General features: G+C 53.0%; 21 protein-coding genes. 11 read left to right on the top strand and 10 right to left on the bottom strand.

The window, feature by feature from the left end; genetic code table 11:
* Nucleotides 1-42 precede the first annotated feature (42 nt).
* From AC5SSZ_RS08825 to AC5SSZ_RS08800, 6 genes are all read right to left on the bottom strand, one after another.
* Nucleotides 43-1,158 carry an MAE_28990/MAE_18760 family HEPN-like nuclease gene (locus AC5SSZ_RS08825; RefSeq protein WP_274840829.1) on the bottom strand — a complete coding sequence of 372 codons (1,116 nt, stop codon included), beginning with the start codon at nt 1,156-1,158 and terminating at the stop codon, nt 43-45.
* Nucleotides 1,155-2,405: a DUF262 domain-containing protein gene (locus tag AC5SSZ_RS08820; RefSeq protein WP_274840830.1), complete on the bottom strand. Its 1,251-nt coding sequence runs from the start codon at nt 2,403-2,405 to the stop codon at nt 1,155-1,157. The genes AC5SSZ_RS08825 and AC5SSZ_RS08820 overlap by 4 nt, the downstream gene beginning before the upstream one ends.
* Nucleotides 2,395-3,201 (bottom strand): hypothetical protein, encoded by an 807-nt coding sequence (locus AC5SSZ_RS08815; RefSeq protein WP_274840831.1) that lies wholly within the window; start codon nt 3,199-3,201, stop codon nt 2,395-2,397. The genes AC5SSZ_RS08820 and AC5SSZ_RS08815 overlap by 11 nt, the downstream gene beginning before the upstream one ends.
* Nucleotides 3,198-5,408 carry a DNA methyltransferase gene (locus tag AC5SSZ_RS08810; RefSeq protein ID WP_274840832.1) on the bottom strand — a complete coding sequence of 737 codons (2,211 nt, stop codon included), beginning with the start codon at nt 5,406-5,408 and terminating at the stop codon, nt 3,198-3,200. Before AC5SSZ_RS08810 ends, AC5SSZ_RS08815 begins: the two co-directional genes overlap by 4 nt.
* Nucleotides 5,409-5,529: 121 nt before the next feature.
* The gene (gene yidD / locus AC5SSZ_RS08805; protein ID WP_425537497.1) at nt 5,530-5,874 is read right to left on the bottom strand and encodes a membrane protein insertion efficiency factor YidD; all 345 of its coding nucleotides are present in this window, start codon (nt 5,872-5,874) and stop codon (nt 5,530-5,532) included.
* Entirely contained in the window at nt 5,871-6,098 is a 228-nt protein-coding gene (locus AC5SSZ_RS08800) for a hypothetical protein (RefSeq protein ID WP_274840833.1), read from the bottom strand. The genes yidD and AC5SSZ_RS08800 overlap by 4 nt, the downstream gene beginning before the upstream one ends.
* 109 nt (nt 6,099-6,207) lie before the next feature.
* Here AC5SSZ_RS08800 and AC5SSZ_RS08795 point away from each other — a divergent pair, with 109 nt between their 5' ends.
* Nucleotides 6,208-6,525 (top strand): hypothetical protein, encoded by a 318-nt coding sequence (locus AC5SSZ_RS08795; RefSeq protein WP_274840834.1) that lies wholly within the window; start codon nt 6,208-6,210, stop codon nt 6,523-6,525.
* A gap of 146 nt (nt 6,526-6,671) precedes the next feature.
* Here the strand turns inward: AC5SSZ_RS08795 and AC5SSZ_RS08790 are convergent, their stop codons facing one another.
* Together AC5SSZ_RS08790 and AC5SSZ_RS08785 are read right to left on the bottom strand one after the other, a co-directional pair.
* A complete protein-coding gene (locus AC5SSZ_RS08790) occupies nt 6,672-8,366 on the bottom strand; it encodes a relaxase/mobilization nuclease domain-containing protein (RefSeq protein WP_274840835.1) in 1,695 nt (564 codons plus the stop codon).
* Entirely contained in the window at nt 8,363-8,866 is a 504-nt protein-coding gene (locus AC5SSZ_RS08785) for a plasmid mobilization protein (RefSeq protein WP_274840836.1), read from the bottom strand. The genes AC5SSZ_RS08790 and AC5SSZ_RS08785 overlap by 4 nt, the downstream gene beginning before the upstream one ends.
* A gap of 788 nt (nt 8,867-9,654) precedes the next feature.
* Here AC5SSZ_RS08785 and AC5SSZ_RS08780 point away from each other — a divergent pair.
* Nucleotides 9,655-10,056 (top strand): hypothetical protein, encoded by a 402-nt coding sequence (locus tag AC5SSZ_RS08780; protein ID WP_274840837.1) that lies wholly within the window; start codon nt 9,655-9,657, stop codon nt 10,054-10,056.
* A 249-nt stretch (nt 10,057-10,305) separates the two neighbouring features.
* Here the strand turns inward: AC5SSZ_RS08780 and AC5SSZ_RS08775 are convergent, their stop codons facing one another.
* On the bottom strand, nt 10,306-10,974 hold the full coding sequence (locus AC5SSZ_RS08775; protein WP_274840838.1) for a recombinase family protein: 669 nt from the start codon (nt 10,972-10,974) through the stop codon (nt 10,306-10,308).
* Nucleotides 10,975-11,130: 156 nt separating this feature from the next.
* On the opposite strand from AC5SSZ_RS08775, the gene AC5SSZ_RS08770 reads away from it, so the two are divergent.
* The 8 genes from AC5SSZ_RS08770 to AC5SSZ_RS08735 all read left to right on the top strand — a co-directional run bounded on the left by AC5SSZ_RS08770 (nt 11,131) and on the right by AC5SSZ_RS08735 (nt 18,299).
* Nucleotides 11,131-11,544: a hypothetical protein gene (locus tag AC5SSZ_RS08770; RefSeq protein WP_274840839.1), complete on the top strand. Its 414-nt coding sequence runs from the start codon at nt 11,131-11,133 to the stop codon at nt 11,542-11,544.
* 110 nt (nt 11,545-11,654) lie between these two features.
* A complete protein-coding gene (locus AC5SSZ_RS08765; protein WP_274840840.1) occupies nt 11,655-12,536 on the top strand; it encodes a hypothetical protein in 882 nt (293 codons plus the stop codon).
* 420 nt (nt 12,537-12,956) lie between these two features.
* Nucleotides 12,957-14,462: a type IV secretory system conjugative DNA transfer family protein gene (locus tag AC5SSZ_RS08760; RefSeq protein WP_274840841.1), complete on the top strand. Its 1,506-nt coding sequence runs from the start codon at nt 12,957-12,959 to the stop codon at nt 14,460-14,462.
* Entirely contained in the window at nt 14,449-15,336 is an 888-nt protein-coding gene (locus AC5SSZ_RS08755) for a hypothetical protein (protein ID WP_274840842.1), read from the top strand. The genes AC5SSZ_RS08760 and AC5SSZ_RS08755 overlap by 14 nt, the downstream gene beginning before the upstream one ends.
* A gap of 275 nt (nt 15,337-15,611) precedes the next feature.
* The gene (tnpA, locus tag AC5SSZ_RS08750) at nt 15,612-16,043 is read left to right on the top strand and encodes an IS66-like element accessory protein TnpA (protein ID WP_495437897.1); all 432 of its coding nucleotides are present in this window, start codon (nt 15,612-15,614) and stop codon (nt 16,041-16,043) included.
* On the top strand, nt 16,040-16,393 hold the full coding sequence (gene tnpB, locus AC5SSZ_RS08745; protein ID WP_495437894.1) for an IS66 family insertion sequence element accessory protein TnpB: 354 nt from the start codon (nt 16,040-16,042) through the stop codon (nt 16,391-16,393). The genes tnpA and tnpB overlap by 4 nt, the downstream gene beginning before the upstream one ends.
* Before the next feature lie 68 nt (nt 16,394-16,461).
* Entirely contained in the window at nt 16,462-18,033 is a 1,572-nt protein-coding gene (gene tnpC / locus AC5SSZ_RS08740; protein WP_495437891.1) for an IS66 family transposase, read from the top strand.
* Nucleotides 17,997-18,299, top strand: coding sequence for a hypothetical protein (locus AC5SSZ_RS08735; protein ID WP_495437889.1), 303 nt, complete (start codon nt 17,997-17,999; stop codon nt 18,297-18,299). Before tnpC ends, AC5SSZ_RS08735 begins: the two co-directional genes overlap by 37 nt.
* A gap of 24 nt (nt 18,300-18,323) precedes the next feature.
* Here AC5SSZ_RS08735 and AC5SSZ_RS08730 read toward each other — a convergent pair whose 3' ends face one another.
* Nucleotides 18,324-18,509 carry a hypothetical protein gene (locus AC5SSZ_RS08730; RefSeq protein WP_495437886.1) on the bottom strand — a complete coding sequence of 62 codons (186 nt, stop codon included), beginning with the start codon at nt 18,507-18,509 and terminating at the stop codon, nt 18,324-18,326.
* A gap of 99 nt (nt 18,510-18,608) precedes the next feature.
* Between AC5SSZ_RS08730 and AC5SSZ_RS08725 the strand changes: the two genes are divergently transcribed.
* Nucleotides 18,609-18,917, top strand: a complete 309-nt coding sequence (locus AC5SSZ_RS08725; protein ID WP_495437884.1) for a hypothetical protein — start codon at nt 18,609-18,611, stop codon at nt 18,915-18,917.
* The last annotated feature ends 2 nt before the right edge of the window (nt 18,918-18,919 follow it).

Below are 18,919 nucleotides of genomic sequence, written 5' to 3'. Positions count from 1 at the left end.
CGGTCAGCATTCTTGATCCCAAACTAAGAAACAGAACCAGTTTCAAATTAACTGAAAGATAGAATTTCTTAATATCCCCTCTACGTTCCGAGGCAGTAAACGATATCCTTCCCTATCAATGGCGTGGAATCCAATTTTAAAGCCGAGCGTGATTCCATCTTGCCCGGCAACAGATTGCACAGATGCGTTGTCAACTTGTATGCTTTGTATTTTTCCAAAACGCACATCATTATCATTCATTTTGATCGCGACAACGTCACCGTTTTGCATATGGCCCGAGTTAAACTGAATGCAGACAATTTCATTGTTATATACCGCAATGGGTTTCGAAAGTGGGATGCTTACGTGATCTAGACAGCAATACTGCACAAAGTTCATTTCCATGATGTCAGAGACAGCAATAACAAAGTTGTTAAGATCGGCAGCCCGTTCTCGAAGGATACCAACATCTTCGATGTTGTCGAGATCAACAACGCCGTGCGCGATCTGGTTACGCATTGAGACCAAGGCGTCAACCTTTGAAAAATTTCGCTTTATTGCCTCATAGTCACCTTGCTCCGGTTCAACTCCATATAAGTCTACATACCCCGCCTGGTATGATGTTATCCGGAGAAGAGAGGCTAAGTTCAGCGGGATGCCTATGTTGGATAGTAATATACGTATCCGTTCTACGCTAGCGTTGGCATTGCGAAGAGCAAAAGCACGATCATTGAGCATAAAATCTGGATTTTCTGAGATTGATGAACTCAATCGCGATATTGCACTTTGAAGTTCACCCTCTTCCACCCCATTCACTTTTCCTTCCTTGAGGCGACTCAAGTATTCGATCGAAAGATCAGAATGTTTACTCTTAATCGCGTCAGGGAGCTGTTCGAAGGTAGTACAGAGCTTCCTGGTCTCCACAACATATTCGCGTATCGCATCTTCTATAAAACGTTCTAGCGCGCCGTATAGGACGATTATTGCCTGAGAATGGACGAAGCGTCTGCGATTTGTTGAACTACCAACAATCGCCTTAGCATAGTCAACGAGCCCATGTGACGCGCCATCATCGTTCGAAAGGATGTGCTTGAGAAGATCACCTTCGCTCTCAACTGATGTCAAAAAGTTGAGTAGTCCATTCAGCTCTGCTTGAAATGTAAGATAAGCCTTCTTCATTTTTCAGAGACGAAGTTTTTGAAATACTCATATAGTTTCTCTTCACGCTCAATAAGCGCTGCGGGATTCACGTTTCTACCTTCGAACGTGCTATAGTTTTCTTTGTAAAAGTCGCTTAGCTTGTTTTTGATATCTTCCTGCTTTTCCAAAAGCTCGGCCTCACGGTCTAAGAGCAAGGAAAGCGCAAACATCATGGGGTCGTAAATCGTAGTGGTCGGGCTGTCCCTCCAGGCCCAGTTCTCGTCACCTAGCCGTGTTCTCTTGCGATACAGATAGAAAGCAGCGGTTCCAAGGAGCCGCTCCGTTAGGTCAATGGTCTTCTCAAACAGCTGCGCCAATTCGCTAAGCGTACTGTTTTCCAGTTGGTTTCCTTCGCGAAGGAAACGATCGAAATAGGCCCCTAAACTCTCTCCAGACTTTTGCAGGCGATGTTTCTGGCGGTAAGCGAAGAATCGCAGAACCAACTCAACGTCGGTCATTTCTCGAAATAGCTTATTTTCCACTCTTTCCTGAGACGGCTTGCCACCATTTGCTTCTTCATCGGTTGCTTCCGGAATACCCCACAAGCGGCAAAGGGATGAATTACGAGAAAGGCGGATACACAGCTGGTTCAGTGGACCGTCGAAGATCGCATTACGGGTTTCTTGTCCTTCAAGTTTTACCCCGCCGCTGTTGATGCGCTCAAAGACAAGCTGCTTCAATCGAAGCGCCTCTCCTTCATCCCTTGCAGTCTCTTTCAGCAAAATGACAGAAGACAAATAGCGCCGGTCAATTCCTTCACGGACTTTTTCCGGAAGAGTGCTATATTTTTTTCCGTTTAATTCCGACCATTCCGTCAAGGATTCAAGTGCAAAAGCATCGGAATAGAATTCATGAATGGCTGTTAGACGCTGCAAGCCATCCATTACTTCGTATTTCGAGTAGTCATATTCATAGAGAAATATTGGTGGGATCGGGACATTCATGATCAGCGATTCGATCAGTTTTGACTTTCGGTCAGCCGACCATCTATGCCTTCTTTGGTATTCCGGGCTTATCCGATACGATTTATCGGAGACAATCTTTGAAACATTTATAATAGGATATCGCGCTTGCTCCGTGACAATCCGGATTTCGCCCTTAATGTACTTTTCATTTGTTTCGGAGTCGGAGATTTCTTCCAGCGGAGCACCAGCATTAGCACCAAAGTCGATGCGCTCCCCTTCTAAGAGAATAGAGTCTCGGTCTTGGATCGCCTCAGTCGTCATAGTCTTCCTCCTGTGCATCCAATGCTAACGTAGCCTGGGCCTTTTCTCTCGAACGCTCAACAAGGGAAACCGGCTCAACCGGATCGCCTTCTAGGCGGTAGATTTTGAAGACGTGATCGCGGCCAGCATTCGGGTTCGGCACCAGTGTTGTGTTTATTTCATTGGTGCGGAGGTCAAACTGGTACGCAACCACCATTTGCTCAACCTCACGGCGTGTGAGCTCGGCGATTTCGACCATGTCATCATCCACTTGGGTACCTTCTGGGACAATCAAGGTGCGGCGATGAGCTGTTCCCTCAGCCAGTGCAAAGGGGGTTGGCGCGACATACATTTTGCGATCACGGACTAGGATGTCACCGTAACTGCCAAAACCTCGAAAGCTCCTGTTCTTATGCACGTAGGTATTGTCGGCGTTAAGGAAGCTTCCGTGGCAGATCACAAGATCAAGAACGGGATACCGGTTACCATCTGGGTCTTTGGGATAACGCCCGAAGACATAATAGACTTCACGGCCATTGTGCTCGCCGCACGGAACTTGGCTGTTACAGTCGTAGTCAGCTTCCCTGCCTGGGTAGGCCAGACCCTTTAACTCATATCCCTCGGTCTGTTTGACCATACGGAAGTCAGGGTAAGTGTTTCGACCCGGTTCATCGAAGTTTTCACCGATATCTTCCAATCGCGATTTAAACCAGTTTTGGAAATGAAACTCTTTGTCGTTTTTGCCTTCTCTTTCAATGAGCTTGCCGTCACGCATCGCTTGAACGCATTCTCGGAAAACCTTGGAAACAATGCTCATGCTTGCCTTACCTTTTCGTTTTTCTCATGCAGCGCCTCGATCAGGTTCTCGATATCCTGATCCGCCTCAACCAACATGTCATAAGACTTATCAAAACTGCTGTGGGAAGAAAGGGATTTAAGTAACTGCCCCATAACGATAATTCGAACATCGTTTCGACTAAGCTTCCGTCCGGTGCTGCGAAACCGAGCAATTTGGTTCCGTGCAAGGCGCTCCACATCTTCCCATGGGATAGTTTCATGATCCTTGGGTTCTACGTATCCTCGCTTCCGACAGACGACCACGATGTCAAGGTCAATAGGTTCCTTGGCCTGCTGCTTCGGCATGGCGACGGACATTTCAGCCTTTATCGGCTGAGATGCCGTGACTACAAGGCCCGCTTTGGACAACGCACGAAGCACTGAGCTCCAGCCTTCGGACCTGGAGTGATGGTAGGTGAAAGCAAGTATGCCGTCATCCTTCAAAACTCTCGCCGCTTCGGTCCAAACGCCTTGCAAGCGATCGGTAAAGTCGGCGACCGAAGAATTCTGAACTTCACGCTCTGAGCGCGTCGTTACGTTCTCTCTGTAGCCTTCTGCTCCGAGGATGTGGCGCTGCCATACGTGGAAAAAGTCAGCCAGCTGCGAGTAGTGCACGTTATCGAAAAACGGTGGATCAGTGATCACAGCATCGACCGAACCTGTATCAATATCGGTTTTACTAGAGTCCCCGCAAGACAGATAAAGGCGTTTACCTTTCTGAAAATCAGCAAAAGACGTTGTGATATCAAAGCCAATTGGTTCGCTCAGGCCATAAACCTTTGAGGTTGACTTCTTTCCATTGACTGAATCAACTTTAAGCTCAAAAGGGTCCTCAGCATACTCTAGGGCTCTCATGATCCGACCCTGGAACATTGTCATAAATGAGCCAGAGCTCTTATTTGTTCCCCACAGGTTTGCTTCAAGAGGCACCCTCTCGGGCTTTAGCACATGATGCGCGAACATGTGTCGAACTGCACCGGTACCCTCGCCCTTGTAGGAGGCGAACATGTTGTTGAACTCCAATGCTCCAGAGAACAGGCACGTGAACAGCTCTTTGATTGTTTGATCATCTATTTTCTGGATGCGCTCAGAAAGGATCGACAAGCAAAGCAGCTGACGATTGTTGAACATTTCATGCCAAGCACGATAATTGTAGCCGAGCGCCTGGTTGGTATTGTAGCCAGGTTCGATTGATACAATTGGAAATGGGTTTGTCCGCTCTTCTAATCGGTTCGATGCCTCATCATACAGAGCCTGATCAGTCTCCGAAGCCTCATGGTATTCTTTCGTTCCATCCGCAAGCAGAACGAGCTTGGCATACAGGCGATGCTTTGGCGGCTGATTACTTTCACGGATGGTTTTTGAAATCTGAAACTGGTGCTCGCAGGACGGACAAGTCGCTTTTTGCCCTTTAGCGTTACCCTGCTGCGGGTCAAATTGGCTCAAACAATGTCTGCAAGCGACTGTGGTGTCGTCGTAACGCACAACGTTTACGCCGCCGCAATCGGGGCATGTGGCGCGACATTCCGGATATTTCTTGGGGTATGCATGCCGCGCAAAAATCCGCGAACCAAAAAGGTCTACGCTTTCAGAACAATCAGGGCAAGATACCGTCTTCACCCAAAACCAATAGAGAACTGTCGCATTACGTCCGTCTGCTAGCTCGGTCTTGTAGTACGTTTGGATCGTAGCGGCAACGTCTGCGCTGATCCGCTCAAACTCAGCGAGTATCTCCTGCCGATCGTGAAATGCTAGAGCATTACGAACCAAAAAATGGGCGACGGGGTTGATGTCTCGCCCGACAGCACGTGCGCCAAGCTTGACCGCTTCACCAATTGTCGTTCCGCTTCCCATAAACGGATCAAATACCACTGCCTTTGGCAGCCTAAGAGGCTCGTAGAAAGCGTCAAAAACGTTTGTTCCGGACGGGCTAAGCGCACCGATTGTGATCGCCCGAAAGACTGACCCCAGACGCTGCGCCCACCATTTGTGAATATGATAGATTGGCCTGTTGATCTCCTTCCTCCAGCTTTCCCTCTCCGCGATGTCGCTGATCAATTCGAAGGGAAAGTTCTCGTCCTCCAGGGCGGTTGGCCCTGAGAATGGTAAGACTTCTACGGTCGTATGGGTATCATCGGAACACAACAGCTCCAACTGGGCTGGGGAGCGAAGTTTTGCTCGGGGCATGGCAGTCTTTCGGGTTGATCCGGAGTACAAGATTTTGTGCGTTGCGGAAGTAGCAACGCCGTTTCTGGCATTCTAGCCGTTGAAGGCCAGTTGTAAAAGGATCAATGCTTGGAAGCGGCGACTAACAGGAACGTCCAGTTCCACAGTCGGTGTCAAGTTGTTGAAGCAACCCAAACTCCTCCCTTATCCGGTCGGAAAGGTCGGCTTCCTCCAGCACCGAACCATCGCACAATCTAAGAAGGAACAAGTCATCGTGGCCCGCGACACCGGTGTCGATCGGAGCGTAGCCGGGGCGGCAGCTCCTGACGCGCACACCAAGCCGCCGGACAGCTTCGAATGCCCCCTTCTGCCTAGCGCCTTCCAGCACGTAGTTGGAACAGCTGAGTTTGAAGATGCAACGCTCCCTCAAAGACGTCGGAGCGACCCGCTGGTACAGCAAGATCGCCCAGATGATCAGATACTTCACTTGCGGAAGACAGCGACAGAGAAGGTCTTTTCGAAGGGGCTCGTTGCTCCGAAGCCGAAGCAGCCGTTCGAGCCAGGCACCACTGTGCTATGGTTCTCCAGGCCAACAAATTCCCAACCTGCCTTGGCTTCAGTCGATATCACGCTGTCCAAGCTGGCGGCGACGCCCGAAACTGGGTCCTTCCGATCGATCGCGGGTTCAAACGGCACACACTTGTAGTCCATTGAGTCTTCCTTCTTCTCTCGCTCAAGTGGCAGTCTTGCCGTTTGCTCAAGCCAGATCAACGCCAAAGCGCAAACGACCAACGATCTTTCGGCGTCTCGAAAATTTAATTTGCTGAAAGATATTGGGTATTACGAAAATGCCAGGGCCAAATTCGATGCAGTTGCTAAACTGCTGAAGCGTCATATGAAAAGAAACATCCTCTTGCATTCCAGAGAGCAGAAAAGCAAGAGGATAGGTATCATGAGGAAAACGACCTCAGCATCGTTTTCAGAAATGAAGCACGCCCTTACAGGCGCACAACTTTTCCAAAGCCCTTATAGCACAGACCAAAAAATTCGCAAAACAAAACCCTCCGCAGTGTCGGACGGAGGGCTTCTCTTCTTCAACAGAAAGAAAGGATATTCATATCACATTTCACTCTATTGAAAAACAAAATATCCTCCAAGAAAGCAATGACTGATTGCGATCATACAGAAAGCACTAAAGCGCAAAGCTCAAAATTTTACGCTCTAGCGTAAATTCTTAAATTTTACTCTACGGCGTAAAATGATAAATTTCGGCAACGCTTGAGGTTATAGCTCGCGCCCCTTTTCTTTATTCTTGCTGCGTTCATACAATAATTCGTAGTAGTCACGCACTGTCTCGTTGCGCTGCCCCTTCATTTCTCGGCGACGTTCGACATCAAGCGTCTCTTCCCACGCCTTGCCTAATTGCTCCTTTTCATCTTCAGTCAATTCAGATTGCCAAATATCTTGCTCGGAAAGCTGATTGACCGAGTTTTGACGTTCGCGCCAAAGCTCTAACCCACGCTTGCGCCGATTATCCCTATCACCAACATTGGCGATCGCCTCGTTATAACGACTTTCAGACTCTCCGAGGCGCGCATACAATTCCATTTCATCGTGCTGGGTTATCTCCCATTGATTACGGAGGCGCTCAATTTTGCGGTGAGCACGGGGCATGGATTTTGCCGCCTGATTTGCGTCCTTTCTGCCTTTCGATCGAAAGCCAAGGAATTTCCAGCCCTTTTTCTTACCTACAGCATCAAGATCGATTTCCTCAAAGCTCTCACCTGCTTTGAGACGACGATCGATCTCTGCCCAAGCCGCTCTGGGGTTACGGTAAAGCTGAGAACAGACATCCTCGAATTCACGGTTGGCAACGCCAATGTCGTCGGCAACTCTTTCTTTGATCCATTGTAACCGCCGGATGGCACGTCGATCTTTGGCGTGCCTTTGGGCTGCTTCTTTCGCCTGCTTCTCCTGGCCCCTGAAATAGGCGTATCGATTGGCCGCCAAAAGGGCGTGTTTGACCCGCCTTGCGGATTCTGCACGCTCCTTTGACTGTTGGCGATCAGCATCCTGGGTGAGTTCATCCAGGATAGACTCAGGCCGCTCAGAACCTGGCGGCTCCAGCTGATCCGCGACCTCACGGTCAATCTCCCTATCGATCTCGTATGCTTCCCAGGTCTCCTGGAAGCGGGCTTCCAGCCGATCTTGGCGGGCGTGTTTTCCGACCTTGGACAGGGTCATGAAATGCTCGCCGTCGGTGATGCGGAAGCCCTGGCCTGCGGGTTTCAGATGCAGGCCATGAGCCTCCAGTCTGGCTTCTAGCTCTGCCCAGCTGGTGGCTTCTTTGAAGTGGTTCGTGATGTCGGCGCGGATGCGGCGCATCTCTGTTTCGGACCACTTCGCGAGTGGCGTGTCCCCTTCACGGGTTGCCCTGAGCTTTTCTTCGCGTGATGCTTTTTTCTTCCGGGCAGGGTCCTTTTTGCCTTGGCGCAGTTCTTCCAGATCGGGCCTGTCTACGATCCGGAGCCCCAGCTCCTGCTCCTGGCGCTCAAGACTTTCCATGATCCGGTACACGTCACGCCACGGGTTCCAGACCCGTCCGGTCTCAGGGTGCACGGTGTTGACCACAAGATGGATATGAGGGCAGTCGCCATCGTCGTGCGCGACGATCAGGTACTGATGCTCTGAGAGGCCGAGGTCCGCGATTAGCGTGTCGGCCACCTGCATCTGTACCTCTTTCGGCGGCTGCTCCTCTGGTGGCCAACTGATGGGCAAGTGGTACACCGGCTTTTTCACGCCACGCGAAAGCTCACTCGTGGCGCGCATGATCCCTGCAACAACCTTGGGGTCGGTAGAAGGCATGTTACGGGCTTCGGACCACACAACGCGGTGGGGGTTGTCTTCGCCCTTTCTGCCGAAGTGCAGATACTGGAGGAGACCTTTGAACCCCTTCCCTTTGTATGGGTTGCCGATCATGGGCAGAACGGAATGAGCTTGGCCGTCAGGTCATTCAGAACAGAGAGTAGCTGGTCCTCGCTGACCGGCTCACCTGTGTTGGCCTGACGGGCGAGGCCGTTAAGTCTGGTACCCTCATGGGCTAGCAGGGTTATCGCCTCCTGTGCGATCTTGCGGTCGGCCTCACCAGAGGTCCACCACTTGAGCGCACCGGACACGCGCCTGAAAACATGTTCGATGTGGGACGCACCATGGATCTTTCCTTCCTGCGCGTGTCCCAAGAGCTGATTGAGGTTGTTGCCGACACGAGTCAACTGCCGGATGAGCTCGCCAGCCATCGCACCTGGTTTCTGCCGCAACGGCTTACCCAGGGCGAGGCTGCGGATGTATGCCGACATAGAAACGCCCGCACGTTCCGCGTTCGCGGAAATGCGGTCTCGCTCAGCTGGCGTCACCCAAAAGGTGACCTGAGCTGTGCGGCGTTTGTGGTCCGGTTTTGCGGAACCCTTAGGTCGTGCCATGCATCCAAGCCCTCTGCGGCGTTTGAGCAGACGAGGTGATTCCCTTGAGACGTAAGCGTTAGCGGGTCGAATGGGGATCATATATCCTGTACAGAATAGTTTTTTCTGTACAGATATACTTCCTCGCTCCTCAACAGAACGCTACCGACAAACCCAGCAATGTCAACTTATGGAGTTGGGCGATAGGTCTGGAATTTTCTTTCTGACACAGACGCTTAACAATAAGCTCCAACATCTGGCGATGATTGTCAATATATGGCAACATGCACCTGCACTGCGCTCCAAGTGCCAATAGGAAAATACGTCAGGAATTTGCTTTGTACGCTTGTTCATAAAGACGTGCGGGACCGGCAGTTCAACATTAGCTAAGGCTTCTCTTGACCCCAAAACTGGTCCCGCACCATCTTTCACAATACATCCTCAGTCACTGCCGCCCCGCAACACCGCTTTCTATTTTGTGCCATACATGGCCAGCTTAACGTGCAACTTTGCATCTTAACGACCCGTCAGGAATTCCTGCCCGTTGCATGAAACACCTAGGGTTCTGGGATTTCTTGGGTATGTCAGGAAACAACTATAGGTGGCATTTTGTGTGCGGCTATAAGAGGATGCGGGGATGGCCCCACTCGCTAGTCGCAGATACGATGTCTCGCCCAAGCCATCCCCGCACCAATACGGAAGCTCGTGACGACACGGGCAATCGGATCGAGGTTAGCACTCACCTAAACATGGATGCTCCACACTCCCGCTCGCTAACCTCGTCGTGGAGCGGCATAGGAGATGAACGCATGTCGTGGACAGAATTGACCTACAGTTCGACCGCCACCTACGGGGAACGCGTATTCGTGAACCTGCCCTGGCGCTCAAATGTAGAGAGGTCCAACAGGCTAAAGGCGTGGATCGCTCCAATGATCGGACATGAGGATGAGCCAGGTGCATGGAGGTTCTTCGCGAAATCCGGCAATATCGACCTCCCTGAAGCACAGGTGACAGACCTCCTTGCGGGCGTGTTTACGCTGTTGGCCGGTCACGGGTATACGCCAGAGACCATCAGTTTTTCGATGTTGGCGGCGCTTGCGCAACGCCCTCAGCATCACATTCCAGCTTTTCAGAGAGAGGCGGCCAAGCGGCATTTGGCTCGCCAACGCGGAGCAATGCCGCCGCTCACCCGCGATCCATCGCTGGCGTAAACTTTCCGAGGAAATCGGATGGTCAGGATGGTCGGAAATTTATGACCTGAACTTTTCGCCGTCTGCCATAAGAATTTGCATGCCCAAAAGGACAGATGCGCGGACGGAACAAAAAGTCTTCTCCTGCAAAGTAGGATACCAGCATCAACGTCGTGCTCGCGGCCTCCAACGAACTGCCATCGCGAGCCTATGGGGTGACAGCGGCAGGCCAAGTCCTGGCGTTGTCTGCCAAGCGAAGAGGAACTGCCCTTAATCGGGGCAGTTCTCTTTTTTTCCGCTAAGCGCCCTCTTCAGGGTTCGCACATGGACGCCAAAGTCGTCAGCAAGCTGGTCAACCGTTGCCTTGCCAGAGGCGAGCATCGCTTTGGCTTCAGCGACCTGCGCAGGCGACAAGGAAGGTGGGCGGCCGATCTGCTTGCCCGCTTTCTTAGCAACCTTCATACCGGCGCGCGTGCGCTCGCTGATGAGCGACCGCTCAAACTCGGCCAGTGCCCCCATCATATGGAAGACGAGCCTGCCGCCGGGGGAGTCCGTGTCGATTGCTTCATTCAGAGACATGAAGTGCGCATCTTTGGCCGCCACAAGATTGATCAACTCAATCAGCCGGATCAGGGAACGGCCCAACCGATCTAGCCGCCAAACAACCAGTACATCACCAGCCTTCAGTGCGCCCATCGCTTTGGACAGACCTTCCCGCTCCGCTGCGGCACCGGACACGCCAAGGTCCTTGAAAATCCTCTCGCAACCTGCCGCTTTCAGCGCATCCAGTTGAAGCTCAAGATTTTGCTCAACGGTGGACACACGCGCATAGCCAATACGCATTTCTTCGCTTTCGTAAATTTTGTGATTCTTGTCGGATTTCGCGCCTACAACGCTTGACAGAAGGGGTCCCTTCTGTCCGAGCATGAAAGACTGCATCTCCAATCCTGAAGTTGTCGGATTTGTCACGATTTGATTGCGGAGATTATCCGCACATCCTGTTTGACAAAACGGACCCCTTCTTGTGCCAAGGATATCACAAATCCAAAACTGCGTGAAAAAATCTCCGTCCTCTTCCAGCGCGTGGAGGCCATCATGGAAGCTCTCAATATCATCCTTTTTCTTGGTGCCATTCTTGGCACCATCGCGGTCATAATGAATCAAGCTAAAAAGGCGCGTGATCTTTTTGGGTTTGGTCTGGTCATGAATTGGACGTTCGTTTTAGTTGTTCTGAGCTTGGGGACGCTGTTCTTCGGTTTTCTGGAATACAGCACTGCGACTGACGCTCGGTATTCGAGTGGCTCCATTGAGAATGGAGTGGTCTTGTTTGCCACCAGCGCAATTACTGCGGCAGGTGCAGGATTTCTCAATGTGAAACGATCCACCGTACGTTTCGGAGTTTGGTTTACATTTCTTCAGGTTATTGCAGCGATTGGAATTATCGTCCCGCTGATCATGATCTTCAGCTACTTCCGCTCAAAAAGCATCATGCCGCAAATGTTTCGCTAAAAGAACCTGCGCCCGAAACATTCGAAGGGATATCGGGCGCGTGTCAAATTTTCCCTCTAAAGCGCGACTATTGCGTCTCTCTCTCACTCTATCCGTAGGAAAACCCACCCATGAAAACGCTAAAGGCTATGGCCATTTCCGTACTTGGATGTACCGTGCTCAGCCTCCCGGTTCCCGCTTTTGCGGAGGTTCAGACATTTACCCTTGAAGCTACAGGCTATGTGACGAAAGACTTAATGGATACTCGGTGGTATCGCATCGGCTCCCCAACCAAATACGAGGTCTTTCTCAATATTGACCCCGCCACGCCAGTTGCCAGCTTGATCAATCAAACCAATCAGTCGATCGCAAAGAACGTCCGCCTAACAATGGGCGGAAAGCGAATGGCCGTTGTTTCTGGCACTTTTAGCCTTCAGGTTCACCCTGCATTTGGTGACACAATTTCGATCGATGTGCAGCCTGACGCGGCCCAGAGGCAGTATTTTGGAAAATATCCTGTCAAACAGCTCAATTTGGTCCTCAAGTTCCCCAAAGGGCATTTTGATCAGTTCAACACGCTCGGAGAGCTCTTGCCGACGCTGAAAGACTTTGGGGACGCCGAAAGTTTAATGCGGGCTTATCTGGGCAAAACGCAGCCCGAAGTCGCTTATACAGCGGCGCTGGACATGCTCACGGTATTGGGTCCAGATGGCAAGGAGGTCGCGCAAGGCAATGGGCAGATCGGTACCAAGCTAACGGCCTACCATGCCCAAGGATGGGAGGAAAACCCATCGGCCTATCGGGCGGAACTTTTGCAAGTGGTCGATTGCGAGCATATCGATTTCAAGAGCATGGAGCCCGTCAGCAGACTTGAGCTGAAAGGCTACCCCAGCGGCATGTGGACCGAGTATTTCATCAAGCGCAGCCGTGACGGCAAGGATGTCGCCGTCTATTGGCAAGATAATCGGTCCAAGTCGCACTTCTGCGCCTTCACGACGGTTGTCAGGAAATAGCGAAAACTTGGCACCCGTGCCTTTGCCACAGTCCTGCCGTTCAAGATACGCACCGCAGGTGCGGGCGCTCGCGCCCGCACTCCGGAACAAAATGACATTTAAGCTTGTCTATAGTCTCGACTGAAACGGAAGTTCCGGCCAAGATGATGGAAAAGCCGGATAATCCTTCGGCTGCCTCACAACCGGAGCGCCGCAGGACCATTGCAAGACCCTCGATCATTGCCTTCGAAACTGCTCTACTGGCTGTCGCGTGACTATCGATCGTGGCGGGACCGGATGTGGCATGAGCAGCACGGTTCGCCTCCGCCCTGGACGGCCACGGGCCAGCGCTATTATGAGGCGGCGGCTGAGAGAGCGCGGCTGATCCAAAACCCACCTACGATCCACGGCGATGCCCATTTTATGAGGACAGACGACCTGATGGAAATCGAACGCCGCGCTTATGCTGAGCGCGAAGCGATGAACGGGCCGGGAAACCCGTTCTTCTTGCTCGGGGATGGCATCGACGTCGAAAAGCGGGAGATCGGTGGCGCGGTTGCATCTTTTGCGCCGGGGCACCTTCTGACCATCGCGGCGACGCGGGCGGGAAAAGGCACGAGCCATATCGTGCCGAACCTGCTCATGTATGCCGGTTCTACCGTGGTGATCGATCCAAAAGGCGAAAACTATGCTTTGACCCATGAAAGGCGGCGGGAGTTTGGCCGCGTGGTTCGGATCGACCCGTTCCAGGTGACGAAGGAGATTGATCCGGTGTCACCTTACGCCGGTTATAATCCGATGGAGTTCATTGAGGGCGAAGGGGATGCGCGGCGGCTCGCCTCGGTCTTACTGGGCGATGCCCCGAAAGGGGATGGCCAGTTCTGGCATGACGAGGCGCTGAACCTCCTGTCGGCGGTTATCCTCGCCTGCGTTCTGATGGGCCGTGATCAGCTGGGTGACGCGCGCGATCTTCTGACGGCTTCGAACGCAGAAAAGCGCGACGGCCCGTCTGACCTGATGAAGGGTTTGGTGGCCCTTGCTGAACGCACCGATGAGCCCGGACCAAAGCGTCGGATTAAAAGTTTTATCGGCTATGAAACCAAGATGCAGTCGAGCATCTTGGCCAGCATCAATGCCAAGATGAGTATCTGGGATACGCCGGAAATAGCGAAGGCGGTCAGCCAAACAGACGTACCGTTTAGTGATCTAAAACGGGACATAGTAACGGTGTATGTTGTCCTGCCCTTCGATAAATTGGGCGACTATGGCGCGTTCTTACGTCTTATAATCGGACAGTTTTATCAGGCAATGATCAAGGGCGGCAAAGCCGAAGGCGTGCCGGTCGCCTGCCTGATCGATGAATTCCCGGCGCTTGGGGCGATGAAAGAGCTGGTACGAGCGCTGGCGGAAATCGCGGGTTATGGCGTGCGGTTTTGGCTGTTTGCTCAGAACATTTCGCAACTGAAATCCTTATATCCAGACGATTGGAACGTGATCCTGTCCCAATGCAGTACGGTGAATGTTTTCGGTGTGACCGATTTTGAGACAGTGGACTGGCTACAGAAGACCTTGGGCCAGAAGACGACAGCAATCGGCGTGCCCGGTGTCAACATTGGTGGAAGCGGGCGCGATGCAACGGGTTCCCTTCAGGTCAATGGCGGTGCTAGCCACGGGGTGCAGCTAACCGGTGCGCCCCTGATGACGCCTGGAGAGATCATGGAGCTCTTGGGGGTCGGCCAGCCTTTTCAGCTGATACTGCTATCCGGCAAGCGACCGATCGCCGCGCAACGTCTGGAGTTCCACCAGGACGAAAACCTTTCTAGGATGGCCGGTTCGACGGAACCGGAGCCGCTGGCGCGGCCCAATGACTTGCGAGGCACAGAGTATTGGAGAGGTGTTCCCAAGGGGCACAACTATGGGATCAGGGATGCCAATGAAGACACTTGAAGAGCGCGAAAGCCCATTTGAATACTCGGTCAGTGATAGACCGCGTACGATGACTGCGCCTTGGCTGTTCCAATATGACGGGCAGCCGATGGAGATAAAAATACCAGCTGGGGCTAAGGCGATTTTCGATAAGAGGCGGCAAATTGTGCACGTCCATGACAACGCTGCTGGGCTTTCCATCACAGCAACGCCGCAGGTCTTCGTGCGGTTGGACTATGCTCAAGACTTTCATGACATCGAGTATATCGATTTACAAAGCCCGCACCTGCGGCTCGGCGGCATGTATTTCAACGATGGTGGGCTTGGCTTCGACGACAATAAAGTTTTCGACTTTTCAAATACGCTGATGTTCCAATCGGTCTGCCGTCTCCTGAATTCGCCTATTTTCAATCCTTGGAGAGGCTATCCGGTGCTGAGAGAAAGCAAGTGCTATTATCTCGGAAACTTTGAAACGGGCGATCTTTGGGTGCATCCCGAAAGCTTGAAGGAGGAACCTGAGGCGAAAGTTGATGAAACGCGGGGGTTTCTGATCAAGTTCATGTTCAGAACAGAAGTGCCAGTACCGGGCTGGGATAGGTTTGAGAAAAAGGACGTAGAAATCCAGCCTGGTCTTTATAGTGCTGAAGTCAGCAAATCCGACTGGCAAACAGGCGCGCCGGTTACGGTGAAGGCGACGGGTGCAGAGGACGGGCTGATGGAATTCTATGAGGTTTTCATCCCGTTTAACGAACTGGACAATCGCCGTCAGGCTGGTCGCGTTGAAATAGCGCACGCACTTTATCGGACGAAATTTGACCCTCGCCAGCATACCGACCTAGCGCTGAAGGCGGTGATGCCCGCCCCGAAGGGGCTGTTCGGAAAACTGTTCGGCTAACGCCCCCGTCAGTGACGCGCGGATTAAATTACCGGCACTTGCCATAAATCAATACTCACCAGCGTGGGAACTGTACGTCAGTTCCCGCCTGGGAACCTGACTTACCGTTTTCACGCGTCCTGTAACGGGCGCGCAGCGCCCTCTTTCCTTTGAAAGGGGAATATCATGTTTCATCTTGAGTATTTCGACTTCGGTCGTAAGCGCCGCGCGATCGCCCTCGTAGATGTTGTTTTCTGTTTCTTTGAGAAGGAGCCGTCCAGATAAGGAGGGTTCTTATGGATGATATAGTACAAAATTACGTAACTTGTCACAGTGCCGAAGAAGGATATGGCGGACGTATCGATGTTGTGACTGGTCCAACTGGTCGGCGTCGGTGGCCGGAACATGTGAAGGCAGAGCTTGTTCTGGAGAGTTACCGTGATGGCGTTTCGGTTGCAGATGTCGCCCGCAAGCATGGTATCTCCGCGCCCCAGCTTCATTCCTGGCGTCGCGCTGCCCGTGAGGGGGTTTTGGCGATGCCTGATGACGACATCCTTGGCTTGGTGCCTGTTGTCGTTGAAGGGCATGACAGCGACAGTCCTGTCGCCCCTGTGAACGCGAGCGACAGCATTGTTCTGGAGATCGCGGACGTGCGGATCTTGGTGCCAGCAGAATTTGCTCCCGACCATCTTGGGCAGGTTCTTTCTGCCATCAGGGCATCCACATGATCCTGCCAGGAGGGGCGTACCATGTGTATCTGGCAACGCGGCCGATCGACTTCCGGAAGGGGCACGCGGGTTTATCGCTGGTGGTCCAAACGGTTCTGGGGCGTGATCCGTACAGCGGAGCGATTTTTGTTTTTAGATCGAAGCGCAGCGACAGGATCAAGGTTCTGGTTTGGGATCAGACAGGTCTGGTACTGGTTTACAAACATCTGGAAGGGGGCAAATTCCAGTGGCCCCGGCCGGCTGACGGTGTGATCAGGCTGACGCCCGCGCAGTTCGCGGCCCTGTTTGAAGGGTTGGACTGGAAGGCGGTGCGTGCAGAGCGTCGCCGTCAACCCAAGTGCGCTGGATAACATGCGGCGGGGTGACTCATGAGGGCGAATTCTGCAGCGCAAGCGGGCATGGCAGTGTATAATAGGCCATGCCTGCCTCAAGCCAAATCAGCCCTGAATACGTTGCCGATCTCGAGCAGCGATTGGCCCGTGCAGAGGCGGCCAACGCGGCTCTGACCGAGGCCAACGCACGGCTGGAACGGCTTTTGTTCCAGTCCAGGCACGCGCGGTTTGGCTCAAGCTCGGAAAAGGGTGATCCGGATCAGCGTAATCTCTTTGCGGAAGATATCGAGATCGCGGAAGGGCAGTTGGCGGCCGCGGGTGAGGCCGCCGATAAAGCGCTCGGCAAGGCGTCCCGGCACGCGTCTTCCACAAACCGGAATAAAGGGCGGCTGCCGGAGCATCTGGAACGTGTCGAAGAGGTCATCGAACCCGCGAGCACGTCCTGCCCCTGTGGGTGCGGTGAGATGGTTCGGGTCGGGGAAAATCGCACCGAGCGGCTCGATGTCGTGCCAGCCCGGTTCAGGGTCTTGGTCACCGTGCGTCCCAAATACATGTGCCGGGCGTGCAAGGGCACATCCCACGCGCAAGCCCCGGCGCCGGAATTCCTTGTGCCGCGCGGTCTTGGGACAAACCGGTTCGCCATCCATGCTGTCGTATCCAAATTCTGCGACTACCTCCCCTTCTACCGACAAGCCGAGATCTGGCGCCGGGAGGGGATCGAGATCGATCGCACCATGCTGGCCAATTGGGCGGGACGCGTCGCATTCCACCTCGCGCCGCTCATCGACGCCTTGATCGACGACCTGAAAGCGAGTGACTATCTCTTCGCAGACGAGACCACGGTCCCGGTTCTGGCCCCGCGCACGGGAAAAACTCGGAAGGATTATCTCTGGGCCGTGGTCCGCGATCAACGGGGCTGGGGAGGAGGCGATCCGCCAATCGTGGTGTTCCAGCATTCCAGAAGCCGAAGCGCCAAAACCGCTCAAGAGATCTTCCGCGACTTCCAAGGGCGCCAGCTGACCGTTGATGGCTATGCCGGATACGATGTCTTGTGCGATCCGAAGAAAACCAATGACCCTTGGACGATGGCCTATTGCTGGACGCATTGGCGACGCCGGTTCGTCGAATATAGCCGCACGACACACTCCCCGATTTGTCTGGAAATGACCAATCGCATCGCGCAGCTTTATCGGATCGAGGCTGATATCCGCGGCAAAGCGCCAGACGTCCGGCGCGCCGTCCGGCAACAGCTCTCTAAGCCCATCGTGGATGCCCTGCGTCTCTGGCTGGAAGGGCAACTTGACTTGCTCTCTTCCAGCTCGGATCTTGCCCGCCATATCAGGTATGGCCTCAAACGGTGGGTGGGCCTGACCCGGTTCCTTAATGATGGTTGCATCGAGATGGATACGAATGCAGTCGAGAACGCAATTCGCCCGATTCCTCTTACAAGAAAGAATGCACTCTTTGCGGGAAACGACGACGGGGCGGTCACATGGGCAAGCATGGCATCGCTGATCGGCACTTGCAAACTGAACGGCATCAACCCGCAGGCCTATCTGGAAGACGTGCTGGACAAGATATTGAATGGACATATGCAGGACGACATCAAAAGCCTGATGCCATGGAACTTCAAGCCGAACGGGTCAAAGTACTCATGAGTAAGATTAAGGACCTCGAGCGCAGCATCGAGGTGATCGCAGGGCAGGTTACGGCTCAGCAAATGATCATGGAGGGCGTCATCGTTGAAGCCCTGCGCATGAAAGCAATCGACGAAGCGCAAATCATGGCGCTCCTCACTCAGGGCATGAACGTTTTTGAGAGTAACAAAAACATGAACAAGAGCGAGACCTTCGGTGCAATTGGCACCCTGACCAGCATTACTGACACCATCAAACGCATGAAAGACGCGAAGCTGATCGGCTGAGCAACAACGACAACCCAAGTATCGTCAAGACAAAACTCGGAGGGTCATCAGCCGGCGCTTACCTTCGGTCGTGGTCCAGTTCCAGCTCATCGCCACATCAATCCTGATGGGTCGATCGGCGGTTGGGTTGCGGAAACGGCCTATGCTGCTCCCACGGCATACGTCGGTCCAGATGCGCAGCTTTTCGAAAAAGCGCGTGCTGAAGATCATGTAGAACTCCGTGATGCCTCACGGGCTTACGGTTCTGCGATCCTTCAAGATCATGCTCAACTTACCGGCAAGGCGATTGCTGGAGGGACAGTCAGAATTATGGACTGGGCGCGCGTATCGCGATACGGCATTGTCATAGACAATGCCCGCCTCGCCGATCGTGTGCTCGTCACTGGCCGTTCCTGGGTTGGAGGGAATTCGAAGATTACCGGCAACGTTCGGATTATCGAGAATTCCCATGTCGGTGGAAATTCACAGATGAATGGACGGGTCCTGATTTCGGGAAATGCCTTCATTGAAGGGCGTTCCCGGTTTGAGGACCGCGTAACGATCACAGGAAACACCCGCATTCTTGGCCAGTATAGATTCAGGCTTGGGGAAACGGTAGAAACCGGTGATTTTTTATAATC

Source organism: Phaeobacter sp. CC-HEC084, assembly GCF_059429255.1.
The sequence above is the reverse complement of the archived record's forward strand: the minus strand, read 5'-3'. Positions and strand labels throughout refer to the sequence as shown.